This is a genomic window from Pseudomonas sp. X10 (genome assembly GCF_054889225.1).
Genome location: NZ_CM142677.1, coordinates 2,009,757 through 2,029,938 on the forward strand (window position 1 = coordinate 2,009,757; position 20,182 = coordinate 2,029,938).

At 62.2% G+C, this 20,182-nt stretch carries 17 protein-coding genes; 14 read left to right on the forward strand and 3 right to left on the reverse strand.

What is annotated here, in order from left to right:
• Positions 1–258: 258 nt before the first annotated feature.
• Positions 259–1,281 (reverse strand): aldo/keto reductase, encoded by a 1,023-nt coding sequence (locus ACYU03_RS09260; protein ID WP_461889975.1) that lies wholly within the window; start codon positions 1,279–1,281, stop codon positions 259–261.
• Between the two features lie 128 nt (positions 1,282–1,409).
• Between ACYU03_RS09260 and ACYU03_RS09265 the strand changes: the two genes are divergently transcribed.
• The 7 genes from ACYU03_RS09265 (at position 1,410) to ACYU03_RS09295 (ending at position 9,356) form a co-directional block, all read left to right on the forward strand.
• Positions 1,410–2,345 carry an AraC family transcriptional regulator gene (locus ACYU03_RS09265; RefSeq protein WP_461889977.1) on the forward strand — a complete coding sequence of 312 codons (936 nt, stop codon included), beginning with the start codon at positions 1,410–1,412 and terminating at the stop codon, positions 2,343–2,345.
• Positions 2,346–2,442: 97 nt separating this feature from the next.
• Positions 2,443–4,851, forward strand: coding sequence for a TonB-dependent receptor (locus tag ACYU03_RS09270; RefSeq protein WP_461889979.1), 2,409 nt, complete (start codon positions 2,443–2,445; stop codon positions 4,849–4,851).
• A gap of 13 nt (positions 4,852–4,864) precedes the next feature.
• A complete protein-coding gene (locus ACYU03_RS09275) occupies positions 4,865–5,785 on the forward strand; it encodes a ChaN family lipoprotein (RefSeq protein ID WP_461889981.1) in 921 nt (306 codons plus the stop codon).
• Positions 5,786–5,811: 26 nt separating this feature from the next.
• Positions 5,812–6,744, forward strand: coding sequence for a ChuX/HutX family heme-like substrate-binding protein (locus ACYU03_RS09280; protein ID WP_461889983.1), 933 nt, complete (start codon positions 5,812–5,814; stop codon positions 6,742–6,744).
• The gene (locus ACYU03_RS09285) at positions 6,741–7,580 is read left to right on the forward strand and encodes a heme/hemin ABC transporter substrate-binding protein (protein WP_461889985.1); all 840 of its coding nucleotides are present in this window, start codon (positions 6,741–6,743) and stop codon (positions 7,578–7,580) included. Before ACYU03_RS09280 ends, ACYU03_RS09285 begins: the two co-directional genes overlap by 4 nt.
• Positions 7,577–8,587: a FecCD family ABC transporter permease gene (locus tag ACYU03_RS09290; protein ID WP_461889986.1), complete on the forward strand. Its 1,011-nt coding sequence runs from the start codon at positions 7,577–7,579 to the stop codon at positions 8,585–8,587. Before ACYU03_RS09285 ends, ACYU03_RS09290 begins: the two co-directional genes overlap by 4 nt.
• 1 nt (position 8,588) lies before the next feature.
• A complete protein-coding gene (locus ACYU03_RS09295) occupies positions 8,589–9,356 on the forward strand; it encodes an ATP-binding cassette domain-containing protein (RefSeq protein WP_461889989.1) in 768 nt (255 codons plus the stop codon).
• On the opposite strand, the gene ACYU03_RS09300 is transcribed toward ACYU03_RS09295, so the two are convergent.
• A complete protein-coding gene (locus ACYU03_RS09300; RefSeq protein ID WP_461889991.1) occupies positions 9,353–10,309 on the reverse strand; it encodes a FecR domain-containing protein in 957 nt (318 codons plus the stop codon). The two genes, ACYU03_RS09295 and ACYU03_RS09300, sit on opposite strands and share 4 nt — an antisense overlap.
• Entirely contained in the window at positions 10,306–10,818 is a 513-nt protein-coding gene (locus ACYU03_RS09305; RefSeq protein ID WP_461889993.1) for a sigma-70 family RNA polymerase sigma factor, read from the reverse strand. Before ACYU03_RS09305 ends, ACYU03_RS09300 begins: the two co-directional genes overlap by 4 nt.
• Before the next feature lie 245 nt (positions 10,819–11,063).
• Here ACYU03_RS09305 and ACYU03_RS09310 point away from each other — a divergent pair, with 245 nt between their 5' ends.
• The 7 genes from ACYU03_RS09310 to ACYU03_RS09340 all read left to right on the forward strand — a co-directional run bounded on the left by ACYU03_RS09310 (position 11,064) and on the right by ACYU03_RS09340 (position 20,140).
• Positions 11,064–11,369 carry a DUF6388 family protein gene (locus tag ACYU03_RS09310; protein ID WP_461889995.1) on the forward strand — a complete coding sequence of 102 codons (306 nt, stop codon included), beginning with the start codon at positions 11,064–11,066 and terminating at the stop codon, positions 11,367–11,369.
• A gap of 267 nt (positions 11,370–11,636) precedes the next feature.
• A complete protein-coding gene (gene tig, locus ACYU03_RS09315) occupies positions 11,637–12,947 on the forward strand; it encodes a trigger factor (RefSeq protein ID WP_461889997.1) in 1,311 nt (436 codons plus the stop codon).
• A 91-nt stretch (positions 12,948–13,038) separates the two neighbouring features.
• Positions 13,039–13,680 (forward strand): ATP-dependent Clp endopeptidase proteolytic subunit ClpP, encoded by a 642-nt coding sequence (gene clpP / locus ACYU03_RS09320; protein ID WP_461889998.1) that lies wholly within the window; start codon positions 13,039–13,041, stop codon positions 13,678–13,680.
• Between the two features lie 108 nt (positions 13,681–13,788).
• Positions 13,789–15,072, forward strand: coding sequence for an ATP-dependent Clp protease ATP-binding subunit ClpX (gene clpX, locus ACYU03_RS09325; protein ID WP_461890000.1), 1,284 nt, complete (start codon positions 13,789–13,791; stop codon positions 15,070–15,072).
• A 191-nt stretch (positions 15,073–15,263) separates the two neighbouring features.
• The gene (lon, locus tag ACYU03_RS09330; protein WP_461890002.1) at positions 15,264–17,660 is read left to right on the forward strand and encodes an endopeptidase La; all 2,397 of its coding nucleotides are present in this window, start codon (positions 15,264–15,266) and stop codon (positions 17,658–17,660) included.
• 151 nt (positions 17,661–17,811) lie between these two features.
• Complete coding sequence (gene hupB / locus ACYU03_RS09335) at positions 17,812–18,084, forward strand: nucleoid-associated protein HU-beta (RefSeq protein ID WP_011533117.1); 273 nt, start codon at positions 17,812–17,814, stop codon at positions 18,082–18,084.
• Positions 18,085–18,268: 184 nt separating this feature from the next.
• Positions 18,269–20,140 (forward strand): SurA N-terminal domain-containing protein, encoded by a 1,872-nt coding sequence (locus tag ACYU03_RS09340; protein ID WP_461890005.1) that lies wholly within the window; start codon positions 18,269–18,271, stop codon positions 20,138–20,140.
• Positions 20,141–20,182: the final 42 nt, after the last annotated feature.

Below are 20,182 nucleotides of genomic sequence, written 5' to 3' on the forward strand. Positions count from 1 at the left end.
GGGTGCATGCCTTGGGTTCTTTGCTGCACTTGAGACCCCGCGTGGCGCATCGCGACACAAGGCCGCTCCTACATTTGCTGCAACGTGCCATGGCCTGACAGGCCGAAGTTTTAGCCCTTGTTTGTACGACAAAGATATCGAGGTGGCCTAACAGCCCTCATGCAATCTTTTGCCCCGCGCCAAGACTGATAAAGGCCATGACACGTTGCAAAAAACGTAGGAGCGAGCGTCAGCCCGCGATGCGCCGCGCAACTACCCTCAACCTGCAACCGGCGTGCGTACCGCGACCGCGCCGGCCTGGATCCAGTTGGGGTAATGTGGTCCGCTGTCACTGACCTTATCGAGCATTTCGATATCCTGTGGCGAAAGCTTCAAGTCGACCGCTGCCAGGTTGTCCTGCAGTTGATCGACGCGCTTGGCGCCGATGATCACGCTGCTTACGGCGGGCTTGGCCAATAGCCAGGCCAGCGCAACCTGGGCCGGGCTAACGTCGTGCTGTTCTGCGATGCGCTTCAGTACGTCGATGATGTCGAACGCTTTCTCGCGATTCACGGGTGGGAACTCGAATTTGTCCCGCCTCGATTCGCCCTCCCTGGTGTTCCGGTCGTACTTGCCGGACAGGAAGCCGGCGGCCAGCGGGCTCCAGGCCATGAGCCCGAGCTTCTGATCCTCGATCATCGGCAGCAGTTCGTGCTCCAAGTCGCGGCCGGCCAGCGAGTAGTAGGCCTGGACCGATGCGAATGGGGCGAGGTTGCGGCGTTCGGAGATACCCAGTGCCTTCATGATCTGCCAGGCGGCCAGGTTCGAGCAGCCGATGTAGCGCACCTTGCCTTGGCGCACGGCGTCGTCCAGGGCGCGCAGTACTTCATCGAAAGGTGTCAGTGGGTCGAAGTTATGGATCTGGTAGAGATCGATGCGGTCGGTCTGCAGCCGCTTCAAGCTGTCCTCCAGCGACCTCATCATGTACAGCCGTGACTGGCCGCTGCGATTCGGCCCGGTTCCCATTGGCGCATGGAATTTGGTCGCCAGCACGATGTCGTCACGGCGCGACTTGATCGCTTCGCCGAGGAGCAGTTCGGACTCGCCGCCTGCGTAGACGTCCGCGGTGTCAATGAAGTTGACGCCTGCATCCAGCGCCGCGTCTACGATGCCTTGGGTCTGCTTCTGGTCCAGGCCTCCGACTTCATTGTAGGGCGGGAGGTTGCGTCCGCCGAATGTCATGGCACCCAGGCAGATGCGCGAGACGAAGACGCCGGTGTTGCCAAGTAATGTGTATTGCATGTTGATCTCCCAAAAGACAGTTACGGCTTGTCCGGTTGCTCCGAAACCGCCATTGCAAGGCTAGCGGTGGACGTTGGTGTGATCTATGCAATAAAGTCCCTGTTTTCGTCGCAACCGTCCAATTCATCATGGATCCGCTCACAGATGTGTTCTCGCTGCTTCAGGTCGAAGCGCTCGTTTCCGCTCGCTTCGAGGCTGGGGGAGAGTGGGCCGTGCGGTTTCCGGCGCAACCGCACATCAAGTTCGGTGCGGCGATGCGCGGTCGCTACTGGCTCACCCTCGATGGTGACAGCCCCAGGCTTATCGAGCCTGGGGACACTTACCTGCTGAGTAACTGCCCGGGTTATGTCATTGCCAGCGATCCCGCATTGCCGGCGGTGGATGGCAGCGCGCTCTATGCGGCGGCGCGGGGCAACCGCGTGCGCCATGGCGGCGAGGACACGCTGGTGCTGGGAGGCAGTTTCGTGTTCGACCAGCGCAATGCTGGCCTGCTGATGGGGGTATTACCGGCAATCATCCAGATCCCCGGCAGCGATCCGGTATCCGCAGTGCTGAGAACCACGCTCCAGCTTCTGGATGACGAGCTGCAGGCACAACGCATGGGCGCTACCGTCGTCACCAGTCGGCTCGGCGACGTGTTGCTGGTGCAGGCACTCCGTGCCCATGTGTCCAGTGGCGCCCCCAGCGGATGGCTTGGCGCGTTGGGGCATCCCAGGATCGGTGCCGCCCTGCGGCTGATGCATGGCGAGGTGGCGCGTAGCTGGAAGGTCGAGGACCTTGCGTCCGCAGCCGGCATGTCGCGCTCGGACTTCGCGCGAAAATTCAGGCAGCGTGTGGGGCTGCCGCCGCTGGATTACCTAATCCGCTGGCGCATGCACCTGGCCCGGCATGCGCTGCGGCAGGAGGGGGCGTCGGTCGCTGTCGTCGCACGGTCGTTGGGCTACTCGTCGGAGAGCGCCTTCGGCAATGCGTTCAAGCGGATGTTCGGCTGTTCGCCCAAGCGCTATTGGGCGAATGAGAGAGTGCCATCGGTAGGGCACTTGGCTGGCATGGGGCAGCCCTGATCAATATTTTCAAATAAAACCAATTTTCATTTCCCCTTTTGCCTGCTTCGCGTGACCTCCTCTATGACACCGACTTTCACTGTCCAGGGAGCTTCACGTGAACAGCAAGCAGCGGGCCTTCGGCCGTAGTACGCATGCCACCCACTCATACGCGGCCAAGGGCCTGGCGTGCAGCACGCTGGCGATCATGCTGCTGGCTGGTCACGGACAATGGGTGTGGGCGGACAGTGCCGCCCAGGGCGCGCACCGCCAGGTTCCACAGCGCCTGACTTATCACATTGCCTCCGGGCCGCTGGGGCCGGCATTGAACGCGCTGGCCTCGCGCACAGGCGTGATCCTCACCTACGCCCCTGAGCTGGTGCAAGGGCGCACTACCCAGGGCTTGGAGGGCGAGTACTCGTTGAAGGAGGCGTTCGACCTGTTGCTCAATGGCACCGGGCTGCGGGTTGAACGCATGGCCGACAACAGCTTGGTGCTGCGGGCCAAGTTCAGCGACGACCGAGCCCTGGAAGTCGGTGCGACCATGGTCAATGCGCTTGCGCAGCGGCCGGGGGCGATTCGCAGTAGCCGCGACATGCATGTCGAACGCCAGGATATGAACAGCCTGGTGCGTTCGATGCCAGGGACCTACACCTTGCATTCGCGCAGCCAACCTGGGGTGGCGGTGAACATCCGTGGCCTGGCCGGCTATGGCCGGGTCAATACCATGATCGACGGGGTCACCCAGACGTTCCGCAACAACGCCGGGCATGGTTCCGGCGGGCCGATGGCCTATGTCGACCCCAACCTGCTGGCGGGGGTGGATATCCAGCGTGGTTCGGTGGATGGGGCAGAGGGCGCCAACACCCTGGGGGGCGCCGCCAACTTCCGTACCTTCGACATCGATGACATCGTCAAGCCCGATCGCCGGGTTGGACTGCGCAGCACTTACCGTACCGGCAACAACGGTTATGGCAATTCGCGCGTCTTCGTGGCTGGCGCAAGGACCTTGCCCCAGGACGGCGAAGGTGTGTACGGCGTGGTAGCGGCGGTCAGCAGCACCCAGACCGGGGAGTACAAGACCAGCAACGGCCAGCGCAACGAGTACGATACCACCCGGCAGAACCCGCGCTCGGGCCTGCTCAAGGTGCGCCTGCAGCCCAACGACCTACACCGCCTCGACCTAACTGGTGTGCAGTACCGCAACGAGTTCTACCACAACTATCCGTGGCAGCTGCGCAACGAGACCTACCGTGCCAAATATGCCTACACGCCCTACAGCGAATGGCTGGACCTGACGGTCAATGCCTACCAGAACAAGACCGAACTGGAGTACCCGCCCGTGGAGGATTCCCATTACATCGGTCGGCGCACCCGGGACGATGCCCATGGTTTCGACTTCACCAACGTCAGTCGCTTCAATTTGGGGCCGGTCGAGGCGAGCTGGAGCAACGGCGCGCGCTACTACACCGACGATTTCGTTGCCAAGACACCGGAGAAGCGTGGCGCCAACCCCGAAGGCGAGCAGCAGAGCCATAGCCTGTTCAGTACCCTGGAACTGACCTACGACATCTATGCCCTGACCTTGGCCGGCCACTACGATGGCTACAAGGTCAGCGGCCATGTGCCCAAGTGCTCGATCGTCGGCCAGTGCCTGGCGATCGGGGGTGGCGATATCGACGTGACCCGCCGCGAGCACAGCTTCAATCCACGCATCGGCTTCGCTGTGCGTCCCTATGAGTGGATGCAGTTGTACGCCAGTTGGTCGCGTACCTCGCGGGCGCCTCGGGTGCAGGAAATGTTCTTCGAAAAGGTGCCGCTGGAGGCCGATGCCAGTGATGCCGACGGCGTGGGCGCCAACCCGTTCCTGCGCCAGGAGCGTTCGACCAACTACGAGTTCGGGGTCAACTTCAGCCGCAGCGGGCTGCTCACCGCAGACGACGATGGCCAACTGAAGATCAACCGCTTCATTAGCAAGATCGATGGCTACATCACGCCGCAGTCCTTCGACATCGTCGATGACCAGGGCGAGTACGCCGCCAAGATGAACTGGGTCAACTGGCCGGAGCAGGTGCGCATGAGCGGCTATGAGGTCGAGGGCCGCTACGACACCGGCTTCGCCTACGCCAGTCTGTCGTGGACCCGCGCCACTACGCGGTCGCCGACCACCTCCGGCATCGAGCTCGAGGACATCAATAGCCAGCCGGACCGCTACTGGACCTTGGACCTTGGCACACGCTGGCTCGATGAGCGCCTGGTGATCGGTGCCCGTGGCGAGTATGCCGGTCCTTCCGAGACCAGCTGGGACTGGTACGAAACGAAAAAATCCAAGCCCACCGGGGTGGTCTGGGACCTGTATGGCAGCTATCGCCTGCTGGACAACCTCAGCCTGTTCGTCAACGTCGAGAACGTGGCGAACAAGGTCTACGACAACAGTGCCTCGGTGGACTACCTGATGTCTGCCTCGATGGACCGTGGCAACGGACGCGGACGCACCACCTCGTTCGGCTTCACCGTCGAGTACTGACAGGTACCTTTATATGAACAAGTGGATCTTCCTGGGCCTGTGCTTGCTGGCTGGGGCTGGCTGCGCCCGGGTCAATGCCCCGCAGCACGACGACTACCAGCGACTGGCAGGCAATATCGCTCAGTGGGGGGCGATCGTCGACTTGCGCAGCGGAGCCCAGGTCGAAGCGGCGCAATTACTCGACACCTTGGCTGCTGCCGACACCGTGTTGGTGGGCGAACTGCACGACAACCCGGCGCACCACCTAATCGAGCAATGGCTGGCGACGGGCTTGCGCGAGCGGCGCCCGCAGGGTGCGGTGGTGCTGGAAATGCTCGATAGCGGCCAGCAGCGTTCGGTCAGCGAGGTTCAGGCCTGGCTGCGCCAGGGCAACCAGTTGCGGCGCAAGCGTCTCGGGCAGGTCATGCAATGGAATGCGAACTGGGATTGGACGCAGTACGGCGCTCTGGTCGAGTCGTTGATGCAGGGTTCGGCGCCGCTGCTGGCTGGCAACCTCTCCGCCACTGAGCGGCGTGCCTTGATGGCAGTGCCGCCGCCGTCCGCCGAGGCATTGTTTCCTAGCCAGGGAGTGGCCGACCGGCAGCGTCGTCAGATCGTCGAGATGCATTGCGGGCAAGTCGAACAGCCGCGACTGGATGCCACCCTGGCCGTCCAGCATGCCCGTGACCAGCGCATGGCCAATGTGCTTGACCGGGCTGCTTCGCCGCGCTTGCTGTTTGCCGGCACCCTGCATGCCCTGAAGGGACTCGGCGTGCCTCAATACCTGAAGAATGGCCCCGCCGACCCTGGGCTGAAAGTGCTGGTGCTGGGCGAGCAAGGCCAGACTGTCAGTGCCGCTGATGCCGACTACCTGTGGTTGCTGCCGACCGAGGATGCTGCCGGTGCGCCCCTGGGCGGCCGGGTGGTGGCTTGTGATCCGGCGATGGCCCATTGAAACGCTCCACAACAAGGAATTTTCCCATGACACTCAACCCTTCCACCTCGATCAAGGCACCCGTTGAGCGTTGGCTGGCGCTGACACCGGCCGAACTGGCTGCGCGTCTGCATAGCCTGGGCCAGGTGCTGAGCCGGACGGCGGCCAGCCAGGCCAGCATCGAGCAACTGGGCCGCTACCCAGACTCGGAGGACCTCACAGAGGCCGGCCTGGTGATTGGCGAGGACGGCCTGGACCTGCGCCTTGCCCTGCCAGCCTGGCGGCATGTGGGCATGGCGCACGACAGCGTGAGCGGTGCCTATGCGCTGACAGTGTTCGACCACCAAGGCCGTGTGTTACTGCAACTGTCGAGCACGGCGGCGTCCTCGTTGGACGGATGGGCCGCATTGCATGACTGCTGCACGGCGGAAGCGCCAGTGTTCGATCCGCCCGTGGCCGTGGCCCGCCGCCAGGTCGAGGCGCCGGGACTGTTGGAAGACTGGGCCGCGATGGGCAACGTGCATGATCATTTCGCCTTGCTCAAACGCCATGGCCTGAGCCGCTACGAGGCCAATGAGTGTGTCGTACCGCAGTTCGCCAAGCACCTGTCGCTCGCCAGCCCTGTCGGCCTGTTCGAGCGGCTGGCTGCCAGCGGCCTGGAACTGATGCTGTTCTTTTATACCCCTGGCAGCGTGCAGATCTTCACGGGCAGGTTGAGCGGTATGCGCAAGGAGGGAGCGGCCTTGGTCTTCGACATGCCGGCAGAAGAGGGCACGCCAGCGACGCGGATCTGCATCGAGGATGCGGTCGGGAGCGAGACCTGGCGGATACGCAAGCCCAATGAGGTAGGGGGCGTGACCAGCCTGGAGGTTTTCGATGCCGAGCGCCGCCTGGTGGTCCAGGCCTTCGCCCGCCGTTCCCGTGGGCAGCCGGAGCAGCCTGCTTGGCGCACCTGGCTGGACACTCTGGAGGAGGCATGATGCAGCGTGTCTCGTTGGGCCTGATGTTGCTGGCTGGTTGCTGGTTGTCCGTTGTGCAGGCCGAACCGGCCGACACTCTGGTTGTCGGTGCCGACCTGGCGGAAATCGTCGACCGACTGGGCGCCACGCCACGCCTGCTGGGGCGTGACGATTCAAGTCAGTATCCGCAGGCGGTCGCCAGCCTGCCGTCGGTAGGCTACCTACGGCAACTCTCCGCCGAGTCGCTGCTTGGTCTGCAGCCGCGCCGGGTGCTGATCAGCGATGCCGCCCGCCCAGCTATCGTGCTGCGGCAGCTGGAGGCCGTCGGCGTCGAGGTGATCCGAATCCCGCGCGGCAAGTCCTTGGCGGACATCCCAGGCAAGGTCGAGCAAGTGGCGATGGCGATGGCGCGTGAACAAGACGCGCCGGCATTGGTGGACGAACAGCGTGACTTGGCTGCCCAGCTAGCGGCTATGCCGCCGCTGCAGGGCGCGCGGGCGTTGTTCATCTTCAACCGCAGTGGCATGACGCCCCTGGTGATGGGGCGTGGCACTGAAGCCAACAGCGTCCTGGAGCAGGCCGGCATCCGCAATGCGGCGACCTTCAATGCCTACAAGCAGGTGGCGGGGGAGTCCATGGTTGCCCTGGCCCCGGACCTCGTCATCATCAGCAAGGCCGGGCTGCAAGCCTTGGGTGGCGAGGACAACCTCTGGCGCCTTGGCGGGTTGTCCTTAACCCCAGCCGGACGTGCCCGGCGCCTGGTTCAGGTGGATGACCAGGCTTTGCTCAACCTCGGGCCCCGCACCGCCGGGGCCTTGCTGCGGCTGCGCCAGGATGTTGGAGCACTGTTCCCATGAAGGTGTTGTGTCCTGTGGTCCTGTCACCCCTGATGCTGATGTCCGTCGCTTTGGTCGCCTTGCTGCTGCTGTGTTCGCTGGTCGGCAGTATCGGCCTGTCACCGCGGATCTTCCTGGGTGTCTGGCCGGATGCCCTGGCCTGGCAGGTCTGGACCGAGGTTCGCCTGCCGCGCTTGTTACTGGCCGTACTGGTGGGCTCGACCCTGGCTGTGGGCGGCACGGCGATGCAGGGTTTGTTCCGCAACCCGCTGGCTGACCCGACCTTGCTCGGGCAAGCCAGCGGCGCGGGTTTGGCAGTGTCGATCTGGGTCGTGCTGTTCAATGGCCGCCTGGCGGGCCTGGAGCTGTACGGGCAGTTTGTGGCCGGCTTTGCCGGGGCGCTGCTGGTGACCTGGGTGGTGTTTCGCATTGGCCGCCGCTACCAGGGCCGCGAAGCAACCGTGACTTTGCTGCTCGCCGGGCTGGTGATCAACACCTTGACCGGTGCGCTGGGCGGCATCCTCACCTATCTGGCCAGCGAGGAGCAACTGCGCCAGTTGAGCCTGTGGGGTATGGGCAGCCTGGGCAGCGCCGAATGGTCGACCCTGGCCGCTGCTGGTGTGCTGCTGCCCCCGGCGTTGTGGGTGCTGGTACGTTCTGCCGCTGGGCTCGACCTGTTCCAGCTCGGTGATGTGGCCGCCCATGCCGCCGGGCTGGATGGTGAGCGCCTGAAGAACCGTGTCCTGCTCGCATCATCCCTGGGCGTGGGGCTGTGCGTGGCACTGAGCGGCATCATCGGTTTCATCGGTCTGCTGGTGCCACATTGCCTGCGGCTGTACTTCGGCCCCGGGCATCGCCTGTTGATCCCGGCGTCGATGCTATGTGGGGCGATCCTCCTGCTGGCGGCCGATACTCTGGCGCGCAGCTTGACCAGCCCGGCGGAAATCCCTGTTGGCCTGGTCACCAGCGTGATCGGTGGGCCGTACTTTCTCTGGTTGCTGCTGGGGCGCAAGGCCCGGGAGTTGTGACATGCTCGAATTGTTCGAAACCCGTCTCGACCAACCGTTCCCGCTGGCGCCGATCAGCGCACGAGTCGAAGGGGGACAGTTACTGGGCCTGATCGGCCCCAATGGCGCCGGCAAAAGCACACTGTTGTCGCTGATATCTGGTTACCGTCCGCCGCACTCTGGCGAGGTGCGTCTGCTTGGTCGGCAGCTTGAGGACTACCCGGCGCAGCAGTTGGCGCGACACCGTGCGTTGGTCACCCAGCAGGCCGAGAATGCCTTCGACTGGCGGGTCCGGGACTTCATCCGGCTGGGCCAGGCCCATGCTGGCGCGCCGCTGCCGGGGATTCTCGAGGCGCTGGATATCCTCCACCTACTCGAACGTGGCGTGCAGTCGTTGTCGGGAGGGGAGTTGCAGCGAGTGACTATCGCTCGGGCATTGAACCAGTTGGCCATTAGCCCCGACCCGGCACCGGCGGGAGATGAGCTGCCGCGCATGCTGCTGCTCGACGAGCCCACCAGCGCCCTGGACATCGGCCAGCAGCAAAGCCTGATGCGTCTGTTGCGGCGTCTGGCATGCCGCCCCGGCACCGCTGTGGTCTGCGTGCTGCATGATCTCAACCTGGCTGCGCGCTATTGCGATCGCCTCTGGTTGCTCGAAGGTGGCCACCTGCAGGCCGACGGGCCGCCGTCGCAGGTGCTCACTGCCGGGCGTATCGCCCAGGTGTTCGGCGCCCAGGCGAAGGTGCGAGTGGATGAGGATCGGGCGTTGCGCATCGAACTCATCCGCTAGCGCGCTTCGACCGTGACCCAATAGCGTGTGCGGCGCACGATGCGCAAGGGCAGGGCATGGGTCAGGGCATCGAGCACCTTGTCCGTGTCAGCCACAGGGTAGACCCCGGAAATGTGCAGCCCGGCCACTGTCTTGCCGCATCGCAGCAGTCCGGGGCGGTAGCGGCCGAGCCGGGCGATGAAGGCGTCCAGGCGCATGGCATCGGCAATCAGCAGGCCCTGGCTCCATGCCGGTTCAAGCGCGGGCTGACGATCGCTCTCGGCGCTCTGTTCGCGCAGCTCGCCGCGCTGGCCGGGCGTCAGGCGCAGGGGCGGGTGGTCGGTGTTCAGCGGGTACAGCTCGACCATGCCGTCAAACAGGGATACGTGGCTCACGCTGGCCTGCAGTTCGACGCTGAACCGTGTGCCCAGTGCCAGCACGCGGCCTTGTGGCGTGGCAACCTGCAGCGGCCTGTGCGACCGGCCTTGATCCTTGCCGGTGGTGAGCAGCAGGCGGCCACTGCGCAAGTGCAAGGTGCGTTGATGGGTGTCGAACTGCACGGCCACCTCACTCTGTGCATCCAGGGTGAGCTGGCTGCCATCGTCGAGCACGAAGGTGCGGGGCGCTGTGGCGCCCTGGCTGAGGAGCGATGTATCGTCAGCGCGCCATTGACGGTAGGCAAGCGGGGCTCCGCCACCGATCACTGCCAGCGTCAGCAGGTTACGCACGATTCGGCGGCGTCCGACATCCACCTGCTTCAGGCTTTGATAGCCGGCCTGCGGGTCGAGCCCCGCTAGGCGCCGGCGTCGGTTTTGGATGTGCTGCCAGGCCCGCTCGTTTTCCGCATCGGCGGCCCGCCATTGGCGAAGCGCTTGCTCTTGGGCGGGGGTGAGCTCGCCGTCCATGACCCGCGTCAGCCATTGCGCCGCTTCACGCGTGGTGCGCGGGCTGAAGGTAGTAGGGTTGTCATTCATGCCAGGTCGGCGAAGAAGCAATGTTGGTTGGCCCGCACCAGATAGAGCTTCACCGAGCGGGTGCTGACCTCCAGGCGTTCGGCGATCTCGGCGATCTTCAGGCCTTGCAGGTGCGACAACAGAAAGGCTTCGCGGACCTTGCCCGGTAGCTGGTCGAGCAGGCGGTCCAGCTCGGTCAGGGCCTGCAATGCCTGCAGGCGCACCACCGGGTCCGGCTCCACGGCCTCGGGCAGGATGGCCAGGGCTTGCAGGTAGGCCTCTTCGACCAAGCGACGACGGTAGGCATTGGCCATCAGGCGCCGGGCCACGGTAGAAAGGAACGAGCGAGGCTCGCGGATGCCGAACAGGTCCTTGGAGCCAAGAATGCTGAGGAAGGTGTCCTGGGCCAGGTCTGCGGCGTGCTCCGAGCAACCGATGCGGCTGCGCAGCCAGCGCTTCAGCCAGGGGTGGTGGTCATGGTAGAGCGTTGCCAGATAGGCATTGGCGGCAGGGGCGTGTGGTGTGTCCATCGATGCTGGGATACCGGCTTGGCACAATAAACGGGTGTGCAGTATATCGAGATTGATTATCAATTAGTAATGGTTTGTGTTTGCGTTATCGTCGCCACGTGCCTGGTGCTTGCGGGGCGTGTTGATGGAGGCTGGGAATTGCCGGCCGTGCGAGCGTGCCGGGGTACTGGTGGCATGCAGGTAAAAGCTGATAGATTTCAGCCGGTTGGAAGACTGGCCCAAGCTGCCAGAAAAGGAATAATCGCATGATTGCAAAAGAAGCTCGCCAGGCCCTGGCCTTGCAACGTTTCACCGAGGCCAATCCGCAGTTGCTCGAGGAAATCCGAACGCTGGATGCCCATGAGCAGGCCCAGCAGATCCAGTGGGCGTTCGAGGATGCGGCACAGGAGCAGGGGCTAGAGCCCTGGGAGCTGACGCTGCAACTGGTCGCCGGCTCCGCGCAGGAGTTGCATGCCATGCGCTTGGAGGTGCATCGCGAGGTCGCCGAAGCGCTGGGCATGGGCTGGGAAGAGTACTGCCAGTGCAATGGGATCGATGAGTCGGCTCCGTGACGGGGCTCGAAGCTCCGTAATGGCAGTTGTTTGACAAGGTTTTTCAGTTGTGTGGCCATGCTTTGGGTTTACCGCCTGCAGGTGCCGCTCAACCTCTATTGAATAGGCTCCGGCGAAGTTCTCGCCGGGCCACTGAACGAAATCGACCGGCGTTGCTGCTCGTCATCTTGAACGGGGTGACTTCTGGTGTATGAGTCACTAGAATGTTCGCCCTTGATTCTGGAGTCGGGCTATCGCCGGCTAACGTCTGTGCAACGAGGAATATCCATGCAAGTTTCTGTTGAAAACACTTCCGCTCTTGAGCGCCGCATGACCATCGCCGTTCCGGCCGAGCGCGTCGAGACCGAAGTCAACAAGCGTCTGCAACAGACTGCCCGTCGCGCCAAGGTTCCAGGCTTCCGTCCTGGCAAAGTGCCTATGAGCGTGATCCGTCAGCGTTACGAAGACGCAGCCCGTCAGGAAGCCTTCGGTGACCTGGTCCAGGCTTCCTTCTACGAAGCCGTGGTCGAGCAGAAGCTGAACCCGGCTGGCGCCCCTGCCGTAGAACCGAAATCCTTCGAGAAGGGCAAGGACCTGGAATTCGTCGCCATTTTCGAAGTCTTCCCTGAGTTCACCGTTGCCGGCTTCGACTCGATCAGCGTCGAGCGCCTGAGCGCTGAAGTCGCTGATGCCGACCTGGACAACATGCTGGAAGTGCTGCGCAAGCAGAACGTCCGTTTCGAAGCCGTCGAGCGCGCCGCGCAAAACGAAGACCAACTGACCATCGACTTCGTCGGCAAGGTCGACGGCGAAGCTTTCGCTGGTGGCTCTGCCAAGGGTACCCAACTGGTCCTGGGCTCCGGCCGCATGATCCCTGGCTTCGAAGACGGCCTGGTCGGCGCCAAGGCGGGTGAAGAGCGCGTCCTGACCCTGACCTTCCCCGAGGACTACCAGAACCTGGACCTGGCCGGCAAGGCTGCTGAGTTCACCGTCACCGTCAACACTGTTTCCGAGCCTAAGCTGCCTGAGCTGAACGAAGCCTTCTTCGCCCAGTTCGGCATCAAGGAAACCACCCTGGAAGGCTTCCGCACCGAAGTTCGCAAGAACATGGAGCGTGAACTGCGCCAGGCGATCAAGGCCAAGGTCAAGAACCAGGTCATGGACGGTCTGCTGGCCGCCAACCCGATCGAGGTGCCGAAGGCGCTGCTGGAAAACGAAGTCAACCGTCTGCGCGTGCAAGCTGTGCAGCAGTTCGGCGGCAACATCAAGCCTGAGCAACTGCCGGCCGAGCTGTTCGAAGAGCAGGCCAAGCGCCGCGTCGTGCTGGGCCTGATCGTCGCTGAAGTGGTCAAGCAGAACGAGCTGAAGCCGGACGAAGAGCGTGTTCGCGAAATGATCCAGGAAATGGCCTCGGCCTATCAGGAGCCTGAGCAGGTTGTCGCTTGGTACTACAAGAACGACCAGCAACTGAACGAGGTCCGTTCGGTTGTGCTGGAAGAGCAAGTTGTAGATACTGTCCTGCAGAAAGCGACTGTGACCGACAAGTCGGTCTCGTACGAAGAAGCTGTCAAGCCAGCACAGGCACCTGCCGCTGACTGATTTCCTTCTCTCGTAGGAAAACCCCACAAGCCAGCCTTCGCGCTGGCTTGTGCGTATTCAAGACATGACTATTTGGGAGTGAGTGCAGGACATGTCCCGCAATTCTTATTATCAGCAGAGCTCTGACATCCAGGCCGCAGGCGGTCTGGTCCCGATGGTTATCGAGCAATCCGCTCGTGGCGAGCGCGCCTATGACATCTACTCGCGCCTGTTGAAGGAGCGGGTGATCTTCCTGATCGGCCCGGTAGAGGACTACATGGCCAATCTGGTAGCAGCGCAACTGCTGTTCCTTGAAGCGGAAAACCCGGACAAGGATATCCATCTGTACATCAACTCGCCGGGTGGTTCGGTCACTGCTGGCATGTCGATCTACGACACCATGCAGTTCATCAAGCCGGACGTCTCGACCATCTGCATCGGCCAGGCCTGCAGCATGGGCGCGTTCCTGCTGGCTGCCGGCGCCAAGGGCAAGCGTCACTGCCTGCCTAACTCGCGGGTGATGATCCACCAGCCGCTGGGCGGCTTCCAGGGCCAGGCCACGGATATCGAGATCCACGCCAAGGAGATCCTCTCCATCAAGGCGCGCCTGAACGAACTGCTGGCCCATCACACCGGCCAGGACTTGGAAACCATCAAGCGCGATACTGAACGCGACAATTTCATGAGCGCACAGCGCGCAGCCGAGTACGGCCTGATCGACTCGGTCTACGACAAGCGGCAACTGGCTTCCTGAAACCAGGTGCCAGGGCAGGTAGGCGGGTATTCCGCCTACCTGTGGACTTGAAAAAGCCCGCAATTGCCTTCATCTTGTGTTGCAAGCCTACCGGATTGGATCGATCGAATGACTGACACCCGTAACGGCGAGGACAACGGCAAATTGCTCTATTGCTCCTTCTGCGGCAAAAGCCAGCATGAAGTGCGCAAATTGATTGCCGGCCCCTCGGTATTTATCTGCGACGAGTGCGTCGACCTGTGCAATGACATCATCCGTGAGGAGGTGCAGGAAGCCCAGGCCGAGAGCAGCGCGCATAAATTGCCTTCGCCGAAAGAAATCAGCGCCATCCTGGACCAGTACGTCATTGGTCAGGAGCGCGCGAAAAAGGTCCTGGCCGTAGCGGTGTACAACCACTACAAGCGCCTGAACCAGCGCGACAAGAAGGGCGACGAAGTCGAACTCGGCAAGAGCAACATCCTGCTCATCGGGCCTACCGGTTCGGGCAAGACCTTGCTCGCCGAAACCCTTGCGCGCCTGTTGAACGTACCCTTCACCATCGCCGACGCCACCACCCTGACCGAAGCTGGTTACGTGGGTGAGGACGTCGAGAACATCATTCAGAAGCTGCTGCAGAAGTGCGACTACGACGTAGAGAAGGCCCAGATGGGTATCGTCTACATCGACGAGATCGACAAGATCTCGCGCAAGTCGGACAACCCATCGATCACCCGCGATGTATCGGGTGAGGGCGTGCAGCAGGCGTTGCTCAAGCTGATCGAAGGCACGGTAGCCTCGGTACCTCCCCAGGGCGGCCGAAAGCACCCGCAGCAGGAATTCCTGCAGGTCGATACGCGCAACATCCTGTTCATCTGCGGCGGTGCGTTCTCTGGCCTGGAAAAGGTCATCCAGAACCGCTCCACCCGCGGCGGTATCGGCTTCAGTGCCGAGGTCCGCAGCAAGCAGGAAGGCAAGAAGGTGGGCGAGTCGCTGCGTGAAGTCGAGCCGGACGATCTGGTCAAGTTTGGCCTGATCCCCGAGTTCGTGGGCCGTCTGCCAGTACTGGCGACCCTCGATGAGCTGGACGAGGCGGCGCTGATGCAGATTCTCACCGAGCCGAAGAACGCCCTGACCAAACAGTATGCCAAGCTGTTCGAGATGGAGAGCGTCGACCTGGAGTTCCGCAGCGATGCGCTCAAGGCTGTCGCACGCAAAGCCTTGGAGCGCAAGACTGGCGCCCGTGGCTTGCGCTCGATCCTCGAAGGCGTGCTGCTCGACACCATGTACGAGATTCCTTCGCAGAAGGAGGTCAGTAAGGTGGTGATCGATGAGAGCGTCATCGACGGTACTTCGCAGCCCCTGCTGATCTACGAGAACAGCGAGCCGCAAGCCAAGGCTGCGCCAGACGCCTGAGTCGTTTTGTGGTCGCAACCAGCAGAAAGGGGCCTTTTGGCCCCTTTCTGCTTTTTCCGACCTGGACCGCACAGGCGTAAATGAGGCGTAACAGGCCCTAGAGCTTGTTTTTTTGCGGGCCTGCCCCCACATTAGCTCCATGCACAATTTCCACCGGTTTCCGGCCATAAGGCCGCTGTAGAGGCGAAATCATGAAGACCACCCTCGACTTGCCTCTTTTGCCATTGCGCGATGTCGTTGTTTACCCGCACATGGTTATCCCGCTGTTCGTGGGGCGCGAGAAATCCATCGAGGCCCTTGAAGCCGCGATGACGGGCGAGAAGCAGATCCTCCTGCTGGCCCAGAAGAATCCTGCCGATGATGATCCGGGTGAGGACGCCCTGTACCGCGTCGGCACCATTGCCACTGTGCTGCAACTGCTGAAACTACCCGATGGCACCGTTAAGGTGCTGGTCGAGGGTGAGCAGCGTGGTGCGGTCGAGCAGTTCACCGAAGTCGAAGGGCACGTCCGTGCCGAAGTCACTCTGATCGACGAAGCCGAGGCTCCGGACCGCGAGTCGGAAGTCTTCGTACGCAGCCTTTTGTCACAGTTCGAGCAGTACGTGCAGTTGGGCAAGAAGGTCCCGGCCGAAGTGCTGTCCTCGCTCAACAGCATCGAGGAGCCTGGGCGGCTGGTCGACACCATGGCCGCGCACATGGCCCTGAAGATCGAGCAGAAGCAGGAAATCCTCGAGATCATCGACCTGCCGACCCGTGTCGAGCACGTGCTGGCGTTGCTGGATGCCGAAATCGACCTGCTACAGGTCGAGAAGCGCATCCGTGGCCGGGTCAAGAAGCAGATGGAGCGTAGCCAGCGCGAGTACTATCTGAATGAGCAGATGAAGGCCATTCAGAAAGAGCTCGGCGACGGCGATGAAGGTCACAACGAGGTCGAGGAGCTCAAAAAGCGTATCGACGCTGCCGGCCTGCCCAAGGATGCCTACGCCAAGGCCCAGGCCGAGCTGAACAAGCTCAAGCAGATGTCGCCGATGTCGGCGGAAGCCACGGTGGTCCGTTCTTACCTCGACTGGCTCGTACAGGTGCCGTGGAAGGCCCAGAGCAAGGTGCGTCTGGACCTGACCAAGGCCGAGGAAATTCTCGACGCCGACCATTACGGTTTGGACGAGGTGAAGGAGCGCATCCTCGAGTACCTCGCGGTGCAGAAGCGCGTCAAGAAGATCCGCGGGCCGGTACTGTGCCTGGTCGGTCCTCCTGGCGTCGGCAAGACCTCCCTGGCCGAGTCCATCGCCAGCGCCACCAACCGCAAGTTCGTGCGCATGGCCTTGGGGGGCGTACGTGACGAGGCTGAGATTCGTGGCCACAGGCGCACCTACATCGGTTCGATGCCGGGGCGTCTGATCCAGAAGATGACCAAGGTGGGTGTGCGCAACCCGCTGTTCCTGCTCGACGAGATCGACAAGATGGGCAGCGACATGCGTGGCGATCCGGCCTCGGCGCTGCTGGAAGTGCTCGACCCGGAGCAGAATCACAATTTCAACGATCACTACTTGGAAGTCGACTACGACCTCTCCGACGTGATGTTCCTCTGCACCTCGAACTCGATGAACATTCCACCGGCGCTGCTTGACCGCATGGAAATCATCCGCCTGCCGGGCTACACCGAGGACGAGAAGATCAACATCGCGGTCAAGTACCTGACGCCCAAGCAGATCAAGGCCAATGGCTTGAAGAAGGGCGAACTGGAGATCGAGGTCTCGGCGATCCGCGACATCATCCGCTACTACACCCGTGAAGCCGGTGTGCGTGGCCTGGAGCGCCAGATCGCCAAGGTCTGCCGCAAGGTGGTCAAGGAGCATACCGGGCAGAAGCAGGTGCTGGTCAAAGTCAGCAGCGAGCAGCTCGAACACTTGCTGGGTGTGCGCAAGTTCCGCTACGGCCTGGCCGAGCAGCAGGATCAGATCGGTCAGGTAACCGGCCTGGCCTGGACCCAGGTGGGTGGTGAGCTGTTGACCATCGAAGCCGTGGTCATTCCCGGCAAGGGCCAATTGATCAAGACCGGTTCGCTGGGCGACGTGATGGTCGAGTCGATCACCGCCGCGCAGACCGTGGTGCGCAGCCGTGCGCGCAGCCTGGGCATTGCCGCCGACTTCCACGAGAAGCACGACGTGCACATCCACATGCCGGAGGGGGCGACACCCAAGGATGGTCCGAGCGCGGGTATCGGCATGTGCACCGCATTGGTCTCGGCGTTGACGCAGATTCCGGTGCGTGCCGATGTGGCAATGACCGGCGAGATCACCCTGCGCGGTCAGGTCCTGGCCATCGGTGGATTGAAGGAAAAACTGCTGGCAGCACACCGCGGTGGGATCAAGACGGTGATCATTCCGGAGGAGAATGTTCGCGATTTGAAGGAGATTCCTGAAAATATCAAACAGGATCTGCAAATCAAACCGGTCAAATGGATTGACGAAGTCCTGCAAATTGCGCTGCAATACGCCCCGGAGCCCTTGCCAGATGTGGCTCCGGAGATTGTCGCAAAGGATGAAAAGCGCGACAGCGATGCCAAGGAAAGAATCAGCACGCACTAGTACGTATTTCGCTGGGGGGCTTTCTTGACAGTATTTTCGGGCCCTTGTTATAAAGCGGCACCCAAGTGTCACCAGGCCACCCAGCGCTCGATTACAAGCTTTTCATTACATACTTAGAAACAAACTCAATAGAGATATAAGGGGACTTAGAGTGAACAAGTCGGAACTGATTGACGCTATTGCCGCATCCGCTGACATCCCGAAAGCTGTAGCCGGCCGTGCGCTGGACGCAGTGATCGAATCCGTCACTGGCGCCCTGAAGCAAGGTGATGATGTCGTACTGGTTGGCTTCGGTACTTTCTCCGTCAAGGAGCGCGCCGAGCGCACTGGTCGTAACCCGCAAACCGGCAAGGCGATCAAGATCGCTGCTGCCAAGGTTCCAGGCTTCAAGGCTGGCAAAGGCCTGAAAGACGCCGTCAACTAAGTCGTCTCTTTCAGCCGGACCCGGCGTGCCCAGGTCCGAGCACGTGCGGCGGGGGCCGCAAACGTTCCCGCCTGACACGTTTGCTTAAGAAAAGGCGCATCCTCGGATGCGCCTTTCTTTTATCAGGATTCTACCCACTCTCCGCGGTTGTCGATGCAGTGGTACAACCGTTTCTGGGGGACGCATGCTGCAGAATATCAGGGACAATTCACAAGGTTGGATTGCCAAGACCATCATTGGCCTCATCGTCGTGCTGATGGCGTTGACCGGCTTCGATGCCATCTTCCAGGCCACCAGCCATAGCCAGGACGCCGCCAAGGTGAACGGCCAGACCATCAGCCAGAACGAGCTGAGCCAGGCCGTCGACATGCAGCGCCGCCAGCTGATGCAACAGTTGGGCAAGGACTTCGACCCTGCGCTGCTCGACGAGAAGATGCTGCGTGAAGCGGCGCTCAAGGGCCTTATCGAACGCAAGTTGCTCTTGCAGGGCGCTGAGGATGCCAAGTTCGCCTTCTCCGAAGCTGCGCTGGACCAACTGATCCTGCAGACGCCGGAGTTTCAGGAAGACGGCAAGTTCAGTGCTGCGCGTTTCGACCAGGTCATCCGCCAGATGGGTTACGGGCGTATGCAATTCCGCGAGATGCTGGCCCAGGAAATGCTGATTGGCCAATTGCGCACCGGTCTGGCCGGCAGCAGCTTCGTCACCGACAAGCAGGTCGAGGCGTTCGCCCGCCTGGAGAAGCAGACTCGCGACTTCGCTTCCCTGACCTTCAAGCCTGACACGGCCTCCGTCCAGGTCGGCGATGATGAGGTCAAGGCGCATTATGACGAGCACGCCAAGGAGTTCATGAGCCCTGACCAGGTGGTCATCGAATACATCGAGCTGAAGAAGTCTTCCTTCTTCGACCAGGTCAGCGTCAGCGAAGACGCGCTCAAGTCGCTGTATGAGAAGGAAATCGCCAACCTGGCCGAGCAGCGTCATGCCGCTCACATCCTCATCGAAGTCAACGACCAGGTCAGCGATGCCCAGGCCAAGGCGCGCATCGAGGAGATCCAGCAACGCCTGGACAAGGGCGAGGATTTCGCCGCCCTGGCCAAGGAGTTCTCCCAGGATCCAGGTTCGGCCAGCAATGGCGGTGACCTCGGCTATGCTGGCCAGGGCGTCTACGACCCGGCTTTCGAAGAGGCGCTGTATGCGCTGAACAAAGACCAGGTCTCGGCGCCGGTGCGCACCGAGTACGGCTACCACCTGATCAAGCTGTTGGGCGTCGAGGCGCCGGAAGTCCCGACTTTCGCCAGCCTGAAGGACAAACTGACCCGCGAGCTGAAGACCCAGCAGGTTGAACAGCGTTTCGTCGAAGTGACCAAACAGTTGGAAGACTCGGCGTTCGAGGCCTCGGACCTGGCCCAGCCGGCCCAGGAGCTGGGCCTGACGGTACAGACCTCCGAGCCATTCGGTCGTGAAGGCGGCGAGGGCATCACGGCCAACCGAGCGGTGATCCAGGCGGCTTTCAGCGAGGAAGTGCTGGACGAAGGCTCCAACAGCAATGCCATCGAGCTGGACCCGGAGACCGTGGTCGTGCTGCGTGCCAAAGAGCACCGCAAGCCTGCACAGTTGCCTCTGGAATCGGTTGCCGAAAGCATCCGTGCCCATCTGGTCAAGGAGAAGGCTACTGCCGAACTCAAGGCCAAGGCCGAGAAGCTCATCGCTGGCCTGCGTGATGGCTCCATCGCCGCGGACGCAGCCTTGGATGGCCAGCAGTGGAAGGTCCAGGAAGCGGTGAGCCGCGGCGAGGAGGGCATCGACCCGGCCGAACTGCAGGCGCTGTTCCGCATGGGCAAGCCTGAAACCAACGACAAACCGGTGTACGGCACCGTGGTCCTGGCTGATGGCAGCCTGGTCGTTCTGCAGCTCAAGGGGGTCAACGAAGGTGCTGCCGCCACCGACGAAGAGAAGGCGGCCTACCGTCGCTTCCTCGCTTCGCGTGCTGGGCAGCAGGACTTCGCGGCCTACCGCAAGCAGTTGGAGGCCAGCGCGGACATCACCCGCTACTGAGTGCATGTCCCATGACGAAACAGGCCGCTTATGCGGCCTGTT

Excerpts from the sequence above, each read along its gene's own strand:
- tig (WP_461889997.1), top strand. The coding sequence starts at position 11,637 with ATGCAAGTTTCTGTTGAAAACACTTCCGCTCTTGAGCGCCGCATGACC.
- ACYU03_RS09285 (WP_461889985.1), top strand. The coding sequence starts at position 6,741 with ATGATGCAGCGTGTCTCGTTGGGCCTGATGTTGCTGGCTGGTTGCTGG.
- ACYU03_RS09265 (WP_461889977.1), top strand. The coding sequence starts at position 1,410 with ATGGATCCGCTCACAGATGTGTTCTCGCTGCTTCAGGTCGAAGCGCTC.
- ACYU03_RS09290 (WP_461889986.1), top strand. The coding sequence starts at position 7,577 with ATGAAGGTGTTGTGTCCTGTGGTCCTGTCACCCCTGATGCTGATGTCC.
- ACYU03_RS09295 (WP_461889989.1), top strand. The coding sequence starts at position 8,589 with ATGCTCGAATTGTTCGAAACCCGTCTCGACCAACCGTTCCCGCTGGCG.
- ACYU03_RS09300 (WP_461889991.1), bottom strand. The coding sequence starts at position 10,309 with ATGAATGACAACCCTACTACCTTCAGCCCGCGCACCACGCGTGAAGCG.
- ACYU03_RS09340 (WP_461890005.1), top strand. The coding sequence starts at position 18,269 with ATGCTGCAGAATATCAGGGACAATTCACAAGGTTGGATTGCCAAGACC.
- ACYU03_RS09275 (WP_461889981.1), top strand. The coding sequence starts at position 4,865 with ATGAACAAGTGGATCTTCCTGGGCCTGTGCTTGCTGGCTGGGGCTGGC.
- clpX (WP_461890000.1), top strand. The coding sequence starts at position 13,789 with ATGACTGACACCCGTAACGGCGAGGACAACGGCAAATTGCTCTATTGC.
- ACYU03_RS09260 (WP_461889975.1), bottom strand. The coding sequence starts at position 1,281 with ATGCAATACACATTACTTGGCAACACCGGCGTCTTCGTCTCGCGCATC.
- ACYU03_RS09305 (WP_461889993.1), bottom strand. The coding sequence starts at position 10,818 with ATGGACACACCACACGCCCCTGCCGCCAATGCCTATCTGGCAACGCTC.
- lon (WP_461890002.1), top strand. The coding sequence starts at position 15,264 with ATGAAGACCACCCTCGACTTGCCTCTTTTGCCATTGCGCGATGTCGTT.
- clpP (WP_461889998.1), top strand. The coding sequence starts at position 13,039 with ATGTCCCGCAATTCTTATTATCAGCAGAGCTCTGACATCCAGGCCGCA.
- ACYU03_RS09310 (WP_461889995.1), top strand. The coding sequence starts at position 11,064 with ATGATTGCAAAAGAAGCTCGCCAGGCCCTGGCCTTGCAACGTTTCACC.
- ACYU03_RS09280 (WP_461889983.1), top strand. The coding sequence starts at position 5,812 with ATGACACTCAACCCTTCCACCTCGATCAAGGCACCCGTTGAGCGTTGG.